This is a genomic window from Thalassospira sp. MCCC 1A01148, assembly GCF_001613795.1.
Classification (GTDB): domain Bacteria; phylum Pseudomonadota; class Alphaproteobacteria; order Rhodospirillales; family Thalassospiraceae; genus Thalassospira.
In genome coordinates, this window is sequence record NZ_LPVZ01000003.1 from 1 (window position 1) to 18,336 (window position 18,336).

21 protein-coding genes are annotated in these 18,336 nt (G+C 56.2%); 20 read left to right on the forward strand and 1 reads right to left on the reverse strand.

Annotation, left to right across the window (positions count from 1 at the left end; genetic code table 11):
- The first annotated feature begins 136 nt into the window (after positions 1 to 136).
- Genes AUQ43_RS01100 through AUQ43_RS01140 form a run of 9 tightly spaced genes read left to right on the forward strand, consistent with a single transcriptional unit; the run spans position 137 to position 5,951 of the window.
- Entirely contained in the window at positions 137 to 517 is a 381-nt protein-coding gene (locus AUQ43_RS01100) for a hypothetical protein (protein ID WP_114129943.1), read from the forward strand.
- Complete coding sequence (locus AUQ43_RS01105) at positions 514 to 750, forward strand: helix-turn-helix transcriptional regulator (protein WP_062953792.1); 237 nt, start codon at positions 514 to 516, stop codon at positions 748 to 750. Before AUQ43_RS01100 ends, AUQ43_RS01105 begins: the two co-directional genes overlap by 4 nt.
- Complete coding sequence (locus tag AUQ43_RS01110; RefSeq protein WP_062953793.1) at positions 737 to 1,480, forward strand: conjugal transfer protein TraL; 744 nt, start codon at positions 737 to 739, stop codon at positions 1,478 to 1,480. The genes AUQ43_RS01105 and AUQ43_RS01110 overlap by 14 nt, the downstream gene beginning before the upstream one ends.
- Positions 1,480 to 1,920, forward strand: a complete 441-nt coding sequence (locus AUQ43_RS01115) for a hypothetical protein (protein ID WP_062953794.1) — start codon at positions 1,480 to 1,482, stop codon at positions 1,918 to 1,920. Before AUQ43_RS01110 ends, AUQ43_RS01115 begins: the two co-directional genes overlap by 1 nt.
- An 18-nt stretch (positions 1,921 to 1,938) precedes the next feature.
- Positions 1,939 to 2,253, forward strand: a complete 315-nt coding sequence (locus AUQ43_RS01120) for a TrbC/VirB2 family protein (RefSeq protein WP_062953795.1) — start codon at positions 1,939 to 1,941, stop codon at positions 2,251 to 2,253.
- On the forward strand, positions 2,250 to 2,549 hold the full coding sequence (locus AUQ43_RS01125; RefSeq protein WP_062953796.1) for a hypothetical protein: 300 nt from the start codon (positions 2,250 to 2,252) through the stop codon (positions 2,547 to 2,549). The genes AUQ43_RS01120 and AUQ43_RS01125 overlap by 4 nt, the downstream gene beginning before the upstream one ends.
- Complete coding sequence (locus AUQ43_RS01130) at positions 2,546 to 4,936, forward strand: VirB4 family type IV secretion system protein (RefSeq protein WP_062953797.1); 2,391 nt, start codon at positions 2,546 to 2,548, stop codon at positions 4,934 to 4,936. Before AUQ43_RS01125 ends, AUQ43_RS01130 begins: the two co-directional genes overlap by 4 nt.
- Positions 4,918 to 5,103 carry a hypothetical protein gene (locus AUQ43_RS01135; protein ID WP_062953798.1) on the forward strand — a complete coding sequence of 62 codons (186 nt, stop codon included), beginning with the start codon at positions 4,918 to 4,920 and terminating at the stop codon, positions 5,101 to 5,103. The genes AUQ43_RS01130 and AUQ43_RS01135 overlap by 19 nt, the downstream gene beginning before the upstream one ends.
- Entirely contained in the window at positions 5,100 to 5,951 is an 852-nt protein-coding gene (locus tag AUQ43_RS01140) for a hypothetical protein (RefSeq protein ID WP_062953799.1), read from the forward strand. The genes AUQ43_RS01135 and AUQ43_RS01140 overlap by 4 nt, the downstream gene beginning before the upstream one ends.
- Positions 5,952 to 5,956: 5 nt before the next feature.
- Here AUQ43_RS01140 and AUQ43_RS01145 read toward each other — a convergent pair whose 3' ends face one another.
- Positions 5,957 to 6,415, reverse strand: coding sequence for a hypothetical protein (locus AUQ43_RS01145; protein WP_062953800.1), 459 nt, complete (start codon positions 6,413 to 6,415; stop codon positions 5,957 to 5,959).
- On the opposite strand from AUQ43_RS01145, the gene AUQ43_RS01150 reads away from it, so the two are divergent.
- From AUQ43_RS01150 to AUQ43_RS01195, 11 genes are read left to right on the forward strand one after another with little or no spacing between them, the layout of a single operon-like run.
- Positions 6,414 to 7,547, forward strand: coding sequence for a hypothetical protein (locus tag AUQ43_RS01150; RefSeq protein ID WP_062953801.1), 1,134 nt, complete (start codon positions 6,414 to 6,416; stop codon positions 7,545 to 7,547). The two genes, AUQ43_RS01145 and AUQ43_RS01150, sit on opposite strands and share 2 nt — an antisense overlap.
- The gene (locus tag AUQ43_RS01155; RefSeq protein WP_062953802.1) at positions 7,544 to 7,837 is read left to right on the forward strand and encodes a hypothetical protein; all 294 of its coding nucleotides are present in this window, start codon (positions 7,544 to 7,546) and stop codon (positions 7,835 to 7,837) included. The genes AUQ43_RS01150 and AUQ43_RS01155 overlap by 4 nt, the downstream gene beginning before the upstream one ends.
- Positions 7,828 to 8,013, forward strand: coding sequence for a hypothetical protein (locus AUQ43_RS01160; protein WP_062953803.1), 186 nt, complete (start codon positions 7,828 to 7,830; stop codon positions 8,011 to 8,013). Before AUQ43_RS01155 ends, AUQ43_RS01160 begins: the two co-directional genes overlap by 10 nt.
- Positions 8,001 to 8,729, forward strand: a complete 729-nt coding sequence (locus AUQ43_RS01165; RefSeq protein ID WP_062953804.1) for a type IV secretion system protein — start codon at positions 8,001 to 8,003, stop codon at positions 8,727 to 8,729. Before AUQ43_RS01160 ends, AUQ43_RS01165 begins: the two co-directional genes overlap by 13 nt.
- Entirely contained in the window at positions 8,726 to 9,808 is a 1,083-nt protein-coding gene (locus AUQ43_RS01170; protein ID WP_062953805.1) for a TrbG/VirB9 family P-type conjugative transfer protein, read from the forward strand. Before AUQ43_RS01165 ends, AUQ43_RS01170 begins: the two co-directional genes overlap by 4 nt.
- Positions 9,805 to 10,896 (forward strand): TrbI/VirB10 family protein, encoded by a 1,092-nt coding sequence (locus AUQ43_RS01175; RefSeq protein WP_062953806.1) that lies wholly within the window; start codon positions 9,805 to 9,807, stop codon positions 10,894 to 10,896. The genes AUQ43_RS01170 and AUQ43_RS01175 overlap by 4 nt, the downstream gene beginning before the upstream one ends.
- Positions 10,897 to 10,900: 4 nt before the next feature.
- Positions 10,901 to 13,114, forward strand: coding sequence for a hypothetical protein (locus AUQ43_RS01180; RefSeq protein WP_147250490.1), 2,214 nt, complete (start codon positions 10,901 to 10,903; stop codon positions 13,112 to 13,114).
- Positions 13,114 to 14,070: an ATPase, T2SS/T4P/T4SS family gene (locus AUQ43_RS01185; protein ID WP_062953808.1), complete on the forward strand. Its 957-nt coding sequence runs from the start codon at positions 13,114 to 13,116 to the stop codon at positions 14,068 to 14,070. The genes AUQ43_RS01180 and AUQ43_RS01185 overlap by 1 nt, the downstream gene beginning before the upstream one ends.
- Positions 14,067 to 15,890, forward strand: a complete 1,824-nt coding sequence (locus tag AUQ43_RS01190; protein WP_062953809.1) for a type IV secretory system conjugative DNA transfer family protein — start codon at positions 14,067 to 14,069, stop codon at positions 15,888 to 15,890. The genes AUQ43_RS01185 and AUQ43_RS01190 overlap by 4 nt, the downstream gene beginning before the upstream one ends.
- Positions 15,887 to 16,135, forward strand: a complete 249-nt coding sequence (locus AUQ43_RS20025; protein WP_084271935.1) for a hypothetical protein — start codon at positions 15,887 to 15,889, stop codon at positions 16,133 to 16,135. Before AUQ43_RS01190 ends, AUQ43_RS20025 begins: the two co-directional genes overlap by 4 nt.
- The gene (locus tag AUQ43_RS01195) at positions 16,128 to 18,284 is read left to right on the forward strand and encodes a zincin-like metallopeptidase domain-containing protein (RefSeq protein ID WP_062953810.1); all 2,157 of its coding nucleotides are present in this window, start codon (positions 16,128 to 16,130) and stop codon (positions 18,282 to 18,284) included. Before AUQ43_RS20025 ends, AUQ43_RS01195 begins: the two co-directional genes overlap by 8 nt.
- Positions 18,285 to 18,336: the final 52 nt, after the last annotated feature.

The following is an 18,336-nucleotide window of genomic DNA, read 5'->3' on the forward strand; positions in this document are numbered from 1 at the left end:
TGGTTGCGGGGGCACTCATTGTTGCCCAATTCTCATGATCGAGACACAGACGTTGTCTGCACCTTCGACATAGAATTGAGACCATACATTTCCGATCCTTGTCAAGTGGTTAACAGCTACGATGAGGAACGCGCGAATGCCAGCAGCATGGGGGCAGGCGAAGATCGAAATCCTTGCTTTGCGAGATGAAATTCTCGGCAAGATTGAGCAAGGCGTTCTGGTCCGAACAATCTATGAAGAACTGAGTGCTTCGGGACGTATCACGATGTCCCGCCGGTCATTCTATGACCGGGTTAAACAACTGCGTTCTGAGCGCACCACACCCAAAACCCGGGTGCCTGCGAAAACACCCAGCCAGTCCTCTGCCACCAACACTCCCACCCTACCGCCAATCGACATTCAACCCGCCAGTTATTTGCCAACACTCAAGGCCAAAGAACAGGCTGCGCTGGATCACCTATGGGGCGGGAATGGGACTGCAGACGATGCCTCTGATCAGACGGAGGAAACTTCGTGAGCTCCTGGCAATCGGACTACCTCACCCTTCACACCCGCCTGCGGCAAGCCCGCGAGAGCCAACACCTCACCCAAGCCGATGCCGGGGCCTGTATTGGTGTGTCAGAGCGCACCTTTAGAGACTTCGAATCAGGGAAGATCGACCGGCCAGCCGCCGAAGTCTTCCGCCTCGCCCATCTGCTGGGCATCAAAATTATCATTTCAGATGGAGTTATCGCCGATGGCGTTGATTAATCTCACCCTTCAGGGCAAGGGCGGGGTCGGCAAGTCGTTTGTCGCCAGCCTTCTCGCGCAGCATTACCTTAACCGCGACACCCCGCTTCATTGCTATGACACCGATCCGGTCAACCAGACCTTTGCCGGATATAAAGCCTTCCCCGTCGAGACCATTCGCCTGGGCGAACGTCCCGACGAGATTAACCCCCGCTATTTCGATGCGCTGATCGAACAGATCATGACCGGCCCGGAAGACGGGGTTGTCGTCATTGATAACGGGGCCAGCACCTTTCTGCCGCTGCTTGGTTACATGGTCGAAGCACAGGCCCTACAGATGCTGGCCGATGCCGGTCATGAAGTCCGGCTTCACACGGTCCTGACAGGCGGCCAAGCATTGAACGACACCATGCAGGGCCTGCATCAGGTTTTGCAAAGCGTTCCCGATATTCCGGTCGTCGTTTGGCTCAATGAGTATTTCGGGCGGATTGAACGCAAGAACGCATCCGGCGAGATCGAGAGCTTCGAGCATTCAGGTCTCTACAAGAAAAACAAGAACCGCATTCACGCGCTGGTGCGTCTGCCCGAGGTCCGCAAAGAAACCTTTGGCCACGACATTGAACAGATGATGCGTGCCCGCCTGACCTTTGATGAAGCAGGCAGTCATGCAGACTTTCCCCTGATGTCGCGCCAGCGCCTGATGATGACCTGGCGCAGCATTGGGTCAGCCATGGAACAGGCGGTGCTGTAATGGCCAGCGTTCTTGACGAAGCTCCGCCGCCGCCCCTGACCATGGACAGCATCGAAGAGCTGCGCACGTATCTGTGGAAGGTCCATCAGGTCACTGTCGAGGACGGTGATCCGGTCCTGATGATCTACACCATCCACAAGGTCGTGCTCGACGAGCATCGCCGCCTGATCGATCAGCATAACCGAACCCTTTCCGGGATCATTCAGGCACAGGCGGACGCCTTCACCAATGATGTCACCGCCGCCATCGAGGACTTCAAGAATGAAGCTCTGACCGATGCCGTGCGTGAACGTCTGTCTGCCATGCAGGAAGCCGCCCGCCTTGCCGATACGGCACAGGACCGCTTTCGCAAGATGGTCAAGCTGATCTCCATCCTCACCGCCCTCAATCTGGTCGCCGTCGTCTTCACGCTGGGCGTCCTCACCGTTTTGACGATTTGACGACAAGGAAAACGCACCATGGATAAACGTAATCTTCTCAAAATCGCTGTCATCGCAGGCCTTGCCACACTGGCCATGACCGAACCGGCCTTTGCCCAGGAAACCGCAAGTGGCAACTGGTGGGATCCTGTTGTTTCCTTCCTCGAACTGCTGGCCGAAGGCTTTGGCAAGATCTTTGCCATCGCATTGGGTCTTGGTCTGGTCGTTTACGGCGGCTGGGCGGCCTTTACCGGTCGGCTTGATCCGCAGCGCGGCATCATGATGGTGATCGGCGGCATTCTGGTCACCGCAGGCCCGGCCATTGCCTCTGGTCTTCTGGGGGTTCTCAAATGAAAGCCACCAGTGCTGTTCTTATTCAGGCCCAACGCCAAATGACCCTGATCGGTCTACCGATCCCACTTCTGCTTGTTGCCGGACTTGCTGGCGTTCTGGGTTTTGTCCTGCCCGTCGTATTCGACTTTCCGGTTCTGGTCATTCCAGGCGGGATCGTCGGGTTTGTCGTCGCATGGATCTATCTCGTCAAACATCAGCGGATCAATCCGAACCATGACCGCGAGTTGCTGGTAGCCCCGATGTTCTGGGGCAGTCGCAAGGGCGCGCGCCTTCTGACCACAGGAGGGCGCAAATGATCTGGACCGATGTGATCACAACGGGCCTTGTGTCCGGAATGGCTGGCGGCTTGGTCGTTCCGGCAGGCCGCCGCCTGTTGCTTGGCGACATTACCCAAGACTGGCTCCAGGACGAGTTGGAGCTCGACGGAATTGATCCGGTTGATGGTGTCACTGTCCGTGGCAAGGATGGATCGCTTTCGCGTGTCTGGCACCTGCAGGGCACGAGTTATGACGCAAGGATCGAAACCGAGCAACAGAGCTTGCTGCTGGGCCGTCAATCGCTGCTGCAGGAACTTGGCAAACGCAACATCGCCGTGCGGCTGTTTGCGATTAAACGCCGACGCGAGATTGCCGCAGATGCCACCTGGCCGAATGCTGTTCTTGACGAAATCGGCACCGCAGAAGCACAGCAATATAAATCAAGCTACTTCATCGACTGGCATCTGATGGCAACCGCTCAGGCGATGCAGCCCCTGCTGGATGCCGAAGAGAAGATCCCGGCCATTCTTTCGGAATACCGCCCCGAGTTGCTTGCCCGTTCTGACGACGATCAACCGTGTCTTCTGACCGGGTTCTTGAATGGGCTGGTGAGCGGTGAGTATCGCCGTGATCTCCCTGCCATAAGCCGCAATCTGTCGGCAAACCTGCCCGCCTCAGACCTTCACTGCAACAAGGTGAATGGCACCATCACCACCCAAGTCCCGGCACAGCAGTTTCAGAAGGTCATCACGGTTACCCTGTGGCCAGAAACAGTCTCCGGCCATCTGATCGGCGAGATCCTCGCCCTGCAGGGTGATATCGAGATTTGCCAGATCTGTGATCCATGGGGCAGTGACCAGGCAATGCTGGTCAATAAGCGCCGCATGGCCGGTGAATCAAACTCATGGTTTGGCAATCCGGCAGCAGCGGCAGAAGTCTCGACCCTGCTTGACCTTTTGGCCGAAGGTAAAACCGCGCTCTTCGCCACCCAGTTCCAGATTATTCCGCGTGCGGAGACCGAAGACAAACTCAATACCCTGATCCGTGAGATCACCGAGATCCTTGGCAACAAGCGGATTGGCTATGCCCTGCAAACACGCGGCGCACCGGTTTGCTGGTTTAACCGTCTGCCTATCGTCTCCAAACGCAAGATCAGACTGCCGGGCAGTCAGTTCATGGCCCCGCTGGATCTGCGCGATCAGAACATTGCCGCCCTTTGGGCTTTGCCGCATTCCGCCACCGGCCTGTTGGCCAGCCAGTTTGGCCCGGCACCGGTGCGCTGGTTCAAAACCCCAACCGGCCAATCCTACGCGTTTCAGTTCCAAGTGGTGAACAAGCCGTTTTCACTGGGCAACTTCCTTGTCTTCGCGCCTTCAGGTGTCGGTAAGTCCACGCTGATCATGCATCTGATGGGCGGCCTTGCGAAGTTCGAGAATATCCGCTCCTACATCTTTGATTCCAAGGAAGGTACGCGCTTCATGGTCGAAGCCATGGGCGGTCTTTACCAAGCCTATGACGGGCTCTCGCTTAATCCGCTTGATGTTGGCGACGACACGCCCAAGAACCGCGAACGTGTGTATGCGATCTTAAAATCGTTGGCCGGGATCGATCTCGAAGATGCCGATATCGACGCGCTTAATCATGCCGTCGATCTGGCGTTTCAAATTGAACCGCCACACCGCACGCTCAATGCGATCTATCCCTTTGCCTTTGCCCGCCGTTCAACACTCCGGCGTGCCTTTGCGCAATGGGTTGCGGACGACAAGGGCAATACAGGCCTTCGCAGCCATATATTCAACGCTCCCCATGACAGCCTCGGCGGCCTTTTGAACCAATCACACATGGTTGGGATCAATATGAACGAGGCGCTGGCCGATCCTGCGCTGGGTGCGCCTGTCGTTGGTCATATCTCTGAGGCGATCAGTAAATCGGTTGCCGGGCGCAACGGCGGCTTTGTCATCTTCATTGATGAAGCCGCCAAACTGCTCTCCAACCCCGGCTTCCGCGATCTGGGGGCCGAGATGTACCGCGAATACCGCAAACTTGGCGGTGCCGTCGGCATGGCGTTTCAGGATCCGGCAGGCCTTGGCAAAACCGGGGCGGCGGAGGCCATCATCGAAAACACCGCAACGATGATCTTCTTCCCGAACTCCAAGGTCACGGAAGAAAGTCTCAAGCCGTTCAATCTCAACGAAGAGCAAAAGCTGTTTGTTCAGGGTCGCACCCGTTCGCGCAAAAAGAATGATCGGCGGGTTCTGATCATTAAGCGCGATGAAGCCAGCGGTTTTGAGGAAAGCGCCATTCTTGATGTCGACCTGACACCGCTTGGCGATGCGGTCCGCTTCTATCGTTCCGGACCGGATGCCAACAACGATCTGGCCACCATCCAAACCAAATGGGGGGACGCATGGCAGAGCCATCTGTAACCCATATCGAGCATCCAGAAATGACAAAGCAGTCTTTGGTCATGATCGCCATCACCAGCCTCGTGGGGTCGATTGGCCTGATTGGCATGTTGAACTGGCCGATCACGACCAGTGCGGTCCTGATCTTTTTGCTTGTCGTCATTCTCCGCAAAGGGGGAGCGTCATGAACAGGCGTCTTCGTACTGTCGCACTTGCCTTTGGTATTGTTCTCGCAACGCCTGCCATTGCCTATGCCACCTATCCAGTGATCGATGTGTCGGCCATCGCCAAACTGGGTGAGCAGCTGAGCAAAATGCAAAAGCAGATTGATCAGCTCAAGCAGCATACCGAATGGCTAACCAAACTCAGTGCCCAGGCACAGGGCACGATTGATGCCATCGGGGCTGCCGGACAAATCGCGCTGCCGATCCTCAATATGCAAAAGCTCACCAGCCGGATCATGCGTGACATTCAATGTCTGACGCCGGATCTGTCGGGTCTGATGCCCGGCATCAATCTTGATGATCTTGATTTCTTTAGCATCTGCGAAGGCCGCAGCATTTACCGCAAATCACTTTGGTTTGATCCGAATGATCCTGCGACCTGGACGTTCCCGGAAGGTAGCGAGTTTGAAGGAACCAACAGTGGCGCTGGTTCGGGCAGTGGTGTCTGGGCTGATCCGGATCACCCGGTCAACAAGGCCAAATGGCAGGCGCAGCAACAAGCCCGTGCGATGGTCGAAGCCAGACGCGAAGAGCTGGCCAAAGATGCCGTCACAACCGGGCTCGCACAAAGCGACTTGACCGTTCAAAGCACCGAAGAGATCCAGCAGGCGATTGAAGAGCTCGAAGCGGCCACCAACGGTGCGGCGGATATGAAGCGGCTTTTGATGGCAATTGCCAAATGGATGGCGATGTCAAACCGCCAGCAGGTTCAACAACAGCAGCTTACGGCGCAACTGGTCAAAATCCAGTCGACCATGTTGCTGCAATACCTGCCGCCTCAGCAACGCGATAGTGGGGAGGGGGAGGAATGAGTGTTTCAGTTTCCTGCCAAAAACGCATCGTCTCGTTTCACATCATTCTTGGTACGCCAATCAGGAAGATCGCGACACGAGTGCGTGAAAACATTTCGCTGTTCCATCGTCCAGCAAGACCCACCGGATTTCCACTCGTTCCAGGCGAGGGCTTTGTCCTTGTTCGTAACGGCGCGATAGACGTGTTTCCAGACTTGATAGACCCGGTCCAAGTCATGCCCGCGTTTAATCAGATCAGCTTCAGGATGACTTGCCAAACGCTCCAGAGCTTCATCGCGCGAGCCAGAGAAAAGCGCTTTGTTTGCTTCGTAGGCAGGCATGACCTGAGCCCATTCCTCGTCGAACTCACTTCCCGTCTGAATCTCAGTCCAAACGGACACCGCGTAATCCCAGTCCAAGTAATCGCTTTGCTGCGCATAAATCTGCGCAGTTACCGGCGTGTTGAACAGAAAGACAAATAGCATGAGCAACACCGGACGAACCGATGACATAACCTGCATGACCTGCGAGGTAGTGACGGAGTATGTCGATCTGGCAAACAGCTTCACGCAAAACCTGAGCAGTGTGCTGCTCGACCCCATGTGGTTCATCTATCTCTCCGTCGTTGGTCTGTGGATCGTCATTCATGGCGGCAAGATGATCATGGGAAAGGGCGATCTGATTGGATTCGCTCATGAATTCGCGTTCATCACTATAGCCGGTCTGCTGCTCGGCGGGCAAGGGCCCACTCTCGTAAACTCCATCTATCAGATGGCTTTATCAACGATGGGTAGTGCTGCCGGTGTTGTGCTGTCTGCCGGGATGGAAGGTGGCATTGCAACGGCCAAGATCCCGAGCGAGGCCTCTTCGCTGGGCGGCATGGCCCAACTGGTTTATGTCGCCGAACGCGGCTTGATGGTTGTCTTACGGATTGCCTTTGAAATCTGGGCGTCGATCTCGCTGGGCAATCTGATGGCCGGTGTTTACGGCGTGCTGCTGGCCCTGCCCTATATCATCCTGATCATTGTCTATTTCAGTCAGGTGGTGGTCAGCATTTTCCGCGTGATGATGTTCTCGGCCCTCTCCCCAATCCTGATGCTCGCCCTCGGGTTTGGCTGGGGACGTGGCATGGCGATTACCGGTATTCGAACCGTCTTTGCGGCCTTCATGGTTCTGTTTGGGTCAACGCTTGCCTTGGCATTGTGCCTCTATGGTGCGGCCTCGCTTGATATCCAGAACACAGAAAACGTTCGCGAGATTACCTCAATCGACAATCCCGGCCTGTGGGTCGCCATCGTCCTTGGCTGGATGGGCACGGCCTTCATGGCCGAAGCCACTGGCATGGCCAACTCGATTGCCGGATCGCAACTGACCAATCAGGCGGCTGCAGTCATTACCGCAGGCATGACCGCGACCGGTCTTTCCCTTGTTAATGCGGCCAAGAAACATGCGCCCGGCGGCGCGTCCGCCGCACTTGATGCCGTTCTCTATGGCGCAGGTGCTGCGCGCAATCCGATGGGTGCAGCGGGTGCTGCCAAAGACAGCATTGTTACCGCCAAAAATGCCGTCATGGAACGTCTTAAAACCCCGAGCTTTGATCGGGGAGACAAGTCATGAGCCGTTTCAAACAGTTCTTGCGTAATGCTTTCCTGATGATCCTCGCCCTTCCGATGGTGCTGCTGTGGCTTGCCATCCTCACAGGCATGTTTGCACCGGAAAGCCTGATTGTCTTTGTCATGGCGCTTCGCGAAGTCGATGCCGCCCAGCTTGCCGGTTTGATGCGCAGTGCCGTCCATATCTGGATCGCTCTTTCCATCACTCTTGCCCTTGCCAGACTTGTCTTTGGCTTGGGCAAAACCTCCTCCCAAACCGCCCAGAACCCGAAAGGATCGCAGCCATGCGCCTGATCCAACCACGTCTCTTTCCGATGCTTTGCCTTGTCGTTCTTCTGTCGGGCTGTGTCACCGCTTCAAAAGACCGAGAGATCCCCAAAGACGGCACCGGCACCGATGAAATGAAACTCAGCCCATGCGTTTGCGATCCGGTTGAGTTCAACAGTGAGGGCTTCTCATGGCTTGGCTAGGACGGATCGGCAAACGCGATCATGATCGCACGTCGGTTTTGGCTCCGGCATCTCCGCATGCCCAGACGGTCGCAGCAGATCCATACAGCTTTCAGGCAAGTCATCGCCGGTTGGCCTGGATGCTGCGGCTGTCTGCCGGAACCAACATCGTGCTGGGGGCCGGGGTGGTCGTTCTGGCACAAACCATTGGCCATCTCGTTCCGCTCAAAGAAACCGAGATTGCCCTGGTTCGGACCTATGGCCCGGATGATCGCACCTATGTCGTTGAACCGGTCAGCAAGAAAGTCGGTGGTTTTGAGGTGTTTCTTGAAGCTCAGGCCAAACGCTTTGTTCTGATCACAAACGAGATCGATCCGGTCACCCAGGAAGAACGCCAGCGCGAAGCATCGCGGTTATCCGATGCCCGTTTCTGGGAACGTTTTAAGCGCGAACGGATCGATAGCGGCCTGATCACTGAAGCCCTTGAAAAAGGCATCGAACGTGAAGTGCGGATTGTCTCCATCGATCCCATCGCCACCCTGTCATCGGACCATAAATATGCGGTCGATTTTATCCAGATCGATCACCGTCGCGGCAAAGAGATCTCGCGCAAAGCCTTGCGCGCCTACCTGACGCTGGCCACCCGCCCGCAGAATGTCTCCGAAGCCGACAAATACACAAATCCCTTTGGCGTCACCGTGCTCGACATGGTGCTGAGAGAAAGAGGCGCGTCATGAAACGCCTGAGTAATCTTGTTTTCCATCTTGTTCTGGGCAGCCTGATTTTAGCTGTCCTCGTGCTTGGCTATCAACGCGCCAATGCGCAAACAGCCGCTCGTCCCCCAATGCCAGGACAATCACAACAGCCGTTTTCGGGTGCGCCTAGTTCCCCACAACACTCCGCCCCGGCCATGCCGGTCCCTGACAGTGTGGTCGATCAGGCACGCGAGCAGAATGAAGGGTATTTCCCGGCCATGCGCCGACCGCGCACCAGCGGACAGGTTCAGGATGTCTGGGATCGAGCCGAACCTGATGATGCGGTTTATGCCACCGATCTGTGTAGTGACTGCACTTACAAGATCCGCACCCGCGAGTTTATGGTCACGGTGGTTGAACTGCCACGCGGCGAGATCATCGAAGCTGTCGATCTCGGCGATGATGGCGGGTTCTCGGTCAAACCACGTGGCCAACGCCGTCTTGCTGTGCGTCCAAGTGGCTATGGCTACGACACCTCACTGGTCGTCTATGGCAAGTCCGGTGCGGTCTATCCGTTCTATCTGCGGGCAGAGAGTTTCAACTCAGTCAATGTCCCCGATCTCGTTGTCCGCATCGAAGGATCGGTGCAAATCGATAGCGATCCGGCGGTCCCTGGCTTTGCCGGTGTTTTGGACGACACAGGGAAACCAGCCCTTCCAGCGATGTCTGTTCCAGGGCATGGCAATAAGTCTGCTGCCATCGACACTGCGATTGCCGGACTGAGTGACACCAATCCCGGCACGCCTGACGGTGACTTTGTTGCCCAATCGCCGTTTGACCCAAATGCGCTGCGCGGCTGGGGAGAATATGATCTTTGGGGCGATGAAACGCTCCGCCCTGAAACCGTCTTCCGTGATGATCACTTCACCTATATCCGCTTTGGAAAACGCTGGAAGGACGTCGAACTGCCAACCGCCTATGTGGTGGTTGATGGCATTGATGAGTTGGTCAATACCCGTGTGCAGGGTGAGACCTACATCATCGAAAGCACGCGCCCGCTGATCACACTCAAAAGCGGTCAAAGCTTCCTCTGTGTTGAATATACCGGGGACGCCGCATGAGTGCATTTTGTGATGTCGCCCTGGTGCTTGGTTTGACCTTTGGTGGCGTGTGTGCGGAACCGGTGGTCAATCAACCACCAACCCTGCCTGCCGATGATCCATCGGTCTGGGCACTTCCGGCCCCACCTCCTCCAGCGCCCCCTGCTCTCGCACCTTCCATGCCGCCGATCATCATCAAGGACGCCAAACCAGAACCGCAACCAGAGCCTGTTCTCAAAGTCGAGCCGGAACCTGAGGTCACGCCTGAACCGCCTGCACCGGATCCATACCGCACAGCCTTGGAGGCTGCTTGGCAACAGCCTGTTTCCATGTCGTCTGGCTGGGGCGCTCCGGCGTGGCAGTCTGGCGATATGGACGGATTGTCGGGCAAAGCCGCCCTGTCCGGTATGAACGCACCAGCAGCGATGGATCCGCTTGATCTGCCGGTCGGCGAAAACGACAAGGCCGATTATGAAGGCCCGCGTCGCACCTCGACCCTGCCGGTCGATAACAGCCGGATCATTACCGCAGATCGTTACATCACCGTCATTCTTGAAACTGGCATCAACAGCCAGGTTGGCGGTGACGCAACCGGCACCGTGATCGTCCAGTCAGCGCGTGATGTTTATGGCTATCACGGGCGCAATGTCCTGATCCCCAAAGGATCGCGGCTGATCTGCAATTACGATCCGCCCAAGGATATGGGCAGTTCGCGCCTGTCGATTGCCTGTGAACGGATCCTGATCGCCGGGCATCGGGCCGAGATCCGCCAGTTGGCCTCCCCCATCGGAGACATTCAGGGCCGACAAGGCGTTGCTGGCGAAGTGGATCGCCGTTTCTGGGAACGCTATGGCACGGCCTTCATGCTGACCGGCATCTCAACGGCTGTGCGTTATGCCGCGGCCTCAACAAAATCAGAAGAAAGCGACGGCGAAGTCGCAACTGCGGCTGCTGAGAAAGCCGCCGAAGAACTCTCGACCCGCTTTGGCGAGATCAGCGCCAGCGTCCTTGAAGAGACGCTCTCGCTGCAACCCATCATCACCATCCCCCAAGGCACCCGCCTTCAGATCCGTCCGGCAACGGACTGGCACATCGCAAATGTGGAGTAAAAGCATGAACAAACGAACCCTTTGGTGTTTGCTCCTGTCATCCTGCCTGGTCTCTCCAGCACTGGCTCAAATACAAGGAACAACTGGCACAACATCCTCACAGGCTGTACCCGGCATCGAGGAAATGGTGCGCAAGGTGAATATCGTCACCCGCGCAAAAACCCGCACCGCCGTCTCGGAAAACGAACCAATGGCCATTGATCTTGGCTTGGTCGATGTGCCCGGTGCGCCTGCCAAACTGACCGAAGGTGTCACCGCCAAGGCGTATGCCCGCTATGTCACCTTTGAGGACAATTTGATCGCCCAATTGGTGCTGACCGGCGTTGAAAAAGATGGCAAATCCGAACCACTCGATTCCAATGATTTTGTCGCCCAGTTCAATATGGAGAGCCCCGAGCTCGATCCGGCGTCACCCGTCACCATCGAGGGCAATCAGGAAACGCTGCTTGCAGCTCTGCAGCGCTTGAATAATGTCGAAGAAGAGGACGACAAGGAAGAAAAGGAAACCGAAAGCGCTGAAGCTGATACCGGTGCCTCAAACAATGTCGGATCAAATGCATCAAAGAATGCCGATGCGGCGGGCTATTCGACACCATCAGCTCTTGATGTTGAGGAAGATACCAGCTCGCCGACCGTGCGTGTCACGACCGAAGGCTGCAACATTCGCGTTGATCTAGCACAGCTCGTCGCTGTCCAGCAAAGCCGGGTTGAAACCACCGAAGACGGCAATGTGAGCGCGGGAACCTGTGAGGATGGCGCAGATCGCTATCCACTGGATCGCAGTTATTCAGTTTGTGGCGATACCATCGATATGGAGACGCGCCAGGCAACTGCACAGTATCTGCTGTATTACACCGATGGTGGTGGCAACCGTCAGGAAGTTACTGACTGCCTGAAGGATGAAGACAAGGTCTTTGACATCACCGAGAAGACCTCAGCCTGCTCGGTCTATCTTGACTATAACGAGATGATGGCCGTCCCGCAGGCATCCCTTGTCTATGTCAATGCGAGCAACAATGAAGTCCAGGTCAGAAGTTGCGAACCATCAGAGGAGCTGGCGTCTGTTCCCCTCGTCTCGGTAACCGATGGCTGCTCAATCCGGCATGATTTTGCCGCTAGTCGCTCTTATCAAACCGGACGCCATATCTATGAGCTGAACGGCACCACCTGGCAGGCCGATGCCTGCTCGGACAATGGCACCGAATACCCCCACGAAACCGTTTATAAAAGTGCCGCAGGTCAGGAAGTTTGCGCACCGATCATTAATCAGGCGGCTGGCACCGTCACCCGCCAAAGCCGCAAACAGATTGTGGTCAACGGGGTTGAGCAATTCATCACTGAATGCAAACCCGACAGCGCCAATATTGCCATCCAGTCAACTATTGATGGCTGTGACAATCCTTCACTCTGGAACCACGATCTGGCGGCTGGCACAAGTTATGGTCGCGAGCGGTTTTACTATCTGCTCGATGGCGTCCCGCAATATGTCACCGAATGCCAAGATAGCGAGGTTGCCTATCCGCATCATGTCGAGACCACCGGCTGGCAAAACCATGATGACCAGTTGTTCTCCTATCGCCTGACCACGGTCTATATCGAAGGCACGCCAAAAGGTCGTTACAACATCAAGACCAGTGAAGTTCTGCCGGGTGAACCACAGACCGCCTATGTCTATGATGGTCAAGGCCCAAAGGCCAATGGCGACATCTGGTATGAGGACTGCACCCGGTTTGAGGGGCGTGATCTTGTAAATACCTATGAGCGTCCAGACAGTACGACGTATGGGCTTAAGGTCGATGATGCGACCCCGGCCAATCTTGGGAATGTCTGCAATGCGACAGTGCAATGGGCTGACCCAACGCATTCCAGTTGGACTTCTCCTCAAAGTCATACAGGTGGGCCGTGCGGCAATGCGTCGGGCACCGTCACTGTCCGTGTTGGCGGTTCTGATGGCTATAACGAAAACCGCACGGTCTATAACTCGAACCACTGCAACTATTCGGCAGCAGTCGGCACCCGAACGACCGTTCGCGAAGATGGCGAAATCATTGGTGAGCCAAGCAGCAAAACGTGCTCCACCCTCTCAGCCCAAAGCTCAATCCACCAAAAGCGTTCTGGCAACGACTATTGGACCCTCTATGAGCCGAACAAATACAACTATCCTGCGCATACCGACAGCATCAAGAGCGGTTGCATGGGCAGTTGGGGGTGGTGGTAATGAATGCCCTTTCCCCAAATCCGCTGTTTGAGAAGATCCTCGGCCCTCTGGCCAGCTATTACGGCGATCTCTCTACCGTCGAAATCCGCATGAACCGCCCGCACCGCGTCGTTACCGAACGGCGCGGGGAAGGTAAGCGTGAGATCGAGGATCCTGCGCTCACTCTTGCTGCCATCGAACGGATCGCCATCAGTCTCGCCAACCAGCGCGGCCTGAAGTTCAATCCTGATGACACTCCGAAACTCTCCTGCGTCCTGCCGGGCAACCATCGCTGCGAGATCCTCGTCGGTGCATCAGTGCGATCACACCTGAGCCTTGCGATCCGCTGCAAGCATCCTTTCACTCCGAGCTGGGAACAGGCCGGGGTGACACCAAACATCCGCGATTATCTGATCGATAAGGTTGGCAGTGACGCCAACATGATCATTAGCGGGGCAACCAATACCGGCAAGACCACCCTGCTCAACATGCTTCTGGCCACCGTCGATCCTGCGCGGCGTGTGCTGGCCATCGAGGACACGCCAGAGCTTCATATCGAGCAGTTTTGGGATGGCAATGGCCTGATTGCGGCCCGTGAGGCCGGAACCGGCAGCGGCATGGTTGGCTGGCGCGAGATCTATGATCACCTGATGCGGATCACGCCGGACCATATCCTGTTTGGCGAGATCAGCACCCAAAACGCTTTTGCTGCCCTTGCTGCGCTGAACTCCGGTGTGACCGGCTTTATGTGCACCATCCATGCTGAAAGCCCATGGCAGGCCATTCACCGCAAGTTCGATCAAAATATCGCCTGGGCGGGCGAAACCATGCCGCGTGTGCCGGAGTTTCTCGCGGAGCTGGTTGATGTTGTCGTTCAGATCAAACGCAACGCCGATGGCTGGCGACGCATCACCGATATCTGGGAACCACGCAATGATCGCTATGTGCTGAAAGACGGCAAGGAGATGTTGGTATGACCGCTCTTTATCGAATGTCTCTGCCGGTCATTCTGATTGCGATGATCACTGCCATTCTCTGGCAATGGCATCTCGCTGTCGGCTTTGATGCCCTTGATCTGCGCTGGTGGCAATGGTCTCTTGAAGCCGCCACCCATTCGGCGGGCCTTCCCAATGAAATGCTTTATCCAGCGCTTTGGACCGGCATTGCCGGGCTGCTTTCGATGTTTGGTGTTCTGGCATTGGCATCTCGTGCCAATAACAGCACGCTTAGGGGCAACCGTCAGCGCGACGAACTGCATGGCTCAGCCCGCTGGGCCAAGCTGCGTGATCTCAAGAAAGCCCGGCTGTTTCGTAAAGACGGTGTGGTTGTCGGTGGCTGGCCATCTTGGTTTGGCCGGATCAGCGAATTGCGCCATGACGGGCCGGAGCATGTTCTGGTCTGGGCCCCGACCCGTACCGGCAAAGGCGTGAGCCTGATCCTCTCAACTCTGCTCAGCTGGCGCGAAAGTATTCTCTGTCTTGATATCAAGGGCGAGAACTTTGCCAAGACCGGTGGGTGGCTGGCCAGCATCGGCCATAAAGTCTTGCGGTTTGAACCTGCGGCAACGTCTGGCTCGGCACGCTTCAATCCGCTGGCCGAAGTGCGGATTGATAGCGAACGCGACATTGCCGATTGCCAGAACATTGCCGCGATGATCATTGATCCGGACGGCAAAGGCATGTCGGGCAGTTATTGGCGTGAGGAAGGCTGGGGCTGGCTCTCTGTTGTGCTGCTCCATGTCATCTATCGCGTTCGATCTGAGCAAGGGCGCATGGCCTGCTTTGATGATGTGAACATCTTCCTTTCGGGCATCACTGGCCAGCCCAGTGAAGACGGCCCCGGTGGAAATCAAAACCGCGAACAGGCGGACGATAATTTCGAGCATATTCTTGCTGAAATGGCCGCCTTTGATCATGGCAAAGCGCACGTAAACAAGGAAGTCCGGCGCGGGGCCAACAGCATGATGATCAAAGCTCCGCAGGAACGCTCCGGCGTGCATTCGACCGCCAAAACGCAGCTCACCGTCTTTGCTGATCCGATCATTGCGCGGAATACCGCCACAAGCGATTTTCGTCTGCATGATCTGATGAATGGAGATGCGCCGATGGCATTGTTCCTTGTCGTGTCCCCTGCTGACAAGGACCGCTTGCGGCCCTTGCTGCGCATCATCCTCAATCTGTTCATGCGGCGTATGACCGAACGCATGGAGTTTGGATCTGGTCAAACGGTCGCCGGATACAAACACCGCCTGCTTCTCATGCTCGATGAGTTCACATCCATTGGCAAGCTGGAGATCTTTGAGGAATCGCTGGCCTTCATGGCCGGATACGGCCTCAAGGCGATGATTATCGTTCAGAACACCGAACAGCTGTTCAAGCATTACGGTCGTGATGAGTCGATCATGGCCAATTGCAAAATCCGGATCGCCTTTACGCCGAACAAGCTCGAAACCGCCAAGCTGCTCTCGGATATGACCGGCAAAGCAACCATCGTGCAAAAGCGCCGCTCGCACTCCGGGCGGATGGGTGATCTTGGATCCGTCTCGGACAATCTGGCCGAAACCTCCCGCCCGCTACTCACCCCTGATGAATGCATGCGCCTGCAGATCATTGATACCGATGGCCGCAAACCAATCCCCGGCGATGCCCTGATCTTTGTTGCCGGTCTGCCGCCAATTCTCGGCCGCCAAAAGCTCTATTTCCTTGATCGCAAGCTATCCCGCCGTTCGCAAATGACGCCACCCCAAATGGCGATCTCTTCCATGCCTGCAGCCTCTCTCAAAGGACCCAAATCATGAAAACACCTAATACACCTGACAAAGGCACGCCTGCGTCTGCAGCCCTGAATGACCAGGACTATCTCAGCCTCGCCTCTTCCATGATCAATGTCCAGAGCATAGACGGCCCGGTGCCTGTTGACCCGGACATTGCCGAGGCCATGGGCGCTTTTACCGACGACGCACTTTCCGCTGATGACGCGCTCGACAGTCACTTTGATGGCATTGATCCAACTGCAGATGCGGAGGCCTCAAACAATGGCTGAGAAGAAAAGCTATCGCGATCAGGTGGTCGAAGAACTGCTGGGCCATATCGAAGCGGGCACCGCCCCCTGGCAAAAACCGTGGGAGCCGGGAAAGGTCCGAATGGCCCCGTTCAATCCGGTCTCAAACAAGGACTATCGCGGCATTAATGCGCTCTGGCTTGAAATGCGCGCGCACTCCGATCCGCGTTGGATGACCTATCGCCAGGCGGCTGCCCAGGACGCGCAAGTTCGCAAGGGTGAGAAAGGCACCATGATCGAGTACTGGAAATGGTCCGAGCGCGAGAAGGTTCTGGATGACACTGGCAAGCCAATCCTCGACGACAAGGGTGTTGCCAAAACCCGCGATGAGCGGCTTGACCGGCCAAGCGTGTTTCATGCTGTCGTGTTTAATGCTGAACAGATCGATGGCCTTGCCCCTTACATCGCGCCGGAACCGACCTTCAGTCCGGTCGAACGGGCCGAACAGATCCTCAAACAGGGCAATGTACAGATCTTCCATGATCAGAATGACCGGGCCTTTTATCGGTCCTCAACTGATCAGATCCACATGCCCCATCAGGCGGCTTTCAAAGGACAGTATGAATATTACGCCACCGCCCTGCATGAGCTTGGCCACGCGACTGGACATCAATCACGCATGGCCCGCGAGTTCGGGCCGTTTGGCTCGGAAGTTTACGCCAAGGAAGAACTGCGGGCCGAGATCGCAAGCTACATGCTGACCACAGAGCTTGGCCTTGGCCATTATCCGGAACGCCATGCAGCCTATGTTGACTCCTGGATGAAAGCCATCAAAGAAGACCGCAATGCGCTGTTTGCGTCTGCACGCGATGCGGAGAATATTCGCACATGGATCATGGAACCCGAGAAGCGCCAAAGCCTGATCCCGGTGAAATCCAAAGAAGCAACCAAAACCATCGCCCAAACCCCGGCTGTTGAACGACATAAGGAAAAAGCCATGAGTGATGAAATGTCACAGGCTCCTAATCAGGACACCAACACCGAACGCAAGCGCATTTATCTCAATGTGCCCTTCAGTGAAAAGGATGAGGCCAAGGCGCTCGGTGCAAAGTGGGATCGCCGCGCTAAAGCCTGGTATGCCCGCGATGATATGGAACTTGAGCCGTTTAAACGCTGGCAGGAGCCCAAAACCAAAGCCCCGGAACCAAAGATCAATCCTGAAGACGAGTTTGCCCAAGCACTAAAAGAAAACGGTCTGATCCTCGACGGACCGCCAACCATGGATGGCAAATGGCACCGGGTTGCCGTCGAAGGAGATCGCAAGGGCCAGAAAAGCGGATCGTATCGCGGGTTCATTGAAGGTCTTCCGGCAGGCAACATCACCAATTACAAGTCCGGACAGGATCCCGTCAAATGGGTGGCGACCGGCACCAAGGTTGATCCGAAGGAACTGGAACAGTCCAGAGCCGAAGCCGCTGCGCGCAAGGCAGCCCAGGAACAGGAAATGCGAGCACAATATCGGGCAGTGGCCAAGCGGGCCTACGGGATTTTCCAAAACGCCGAACCCGCATCAGGCAATCACCCCTATTTACAAAGCAAACAGGTGCCTGCCGGGGATCTGCGCATTGATCAATCGGGCAACCTTCTGATGCCGATGGCCAATGACAAAGGCTTTATCGAGAACGTACAGACCATCCATCCCGATGGCACCAAGATGTATCTCAAGGACGGGAAGAAGCGTGGTCTGATGCATGTGATCGAAGGTGATCCCAAAGGCCCGATGATCGTGACTGAAGGCTATTCCACCGGCCAAAGCCTGCATATGGCCAGCGGGCTGACGGTGGTGGTTGCGCTTGATTCCGGCAATCTGGCGCCGGTGACGGAAGCGCTTCACAAGAAGCACCCGGATCGGCCACTGGTGATTGCGGCTGATGATGACCATACCAAGCAGGTTAATGCCGGGTTCAAAGGGGCCGAGCGGGCATCTGAACTCACCGGGGCAAAAATCCTGCGTCCGGATCTGACGGATGACGAAAAATCCAAAGGCCTCACCGATTTTAACGACATTCATAGGGAGCGCGGGCTTGAGGCGCTGAAACGCCTTGTCACCGAACAGCTTGGCCTTGCCAAGCCAAAAGCCAAAACCAGAACACGGGGACGCGAGCAGCAGGCTGCCAGCTTGGCGATCTGATCCCCGCAAGCCGGTGGCACACTGAATGCCACCGGCACCTTTTTATCGATAC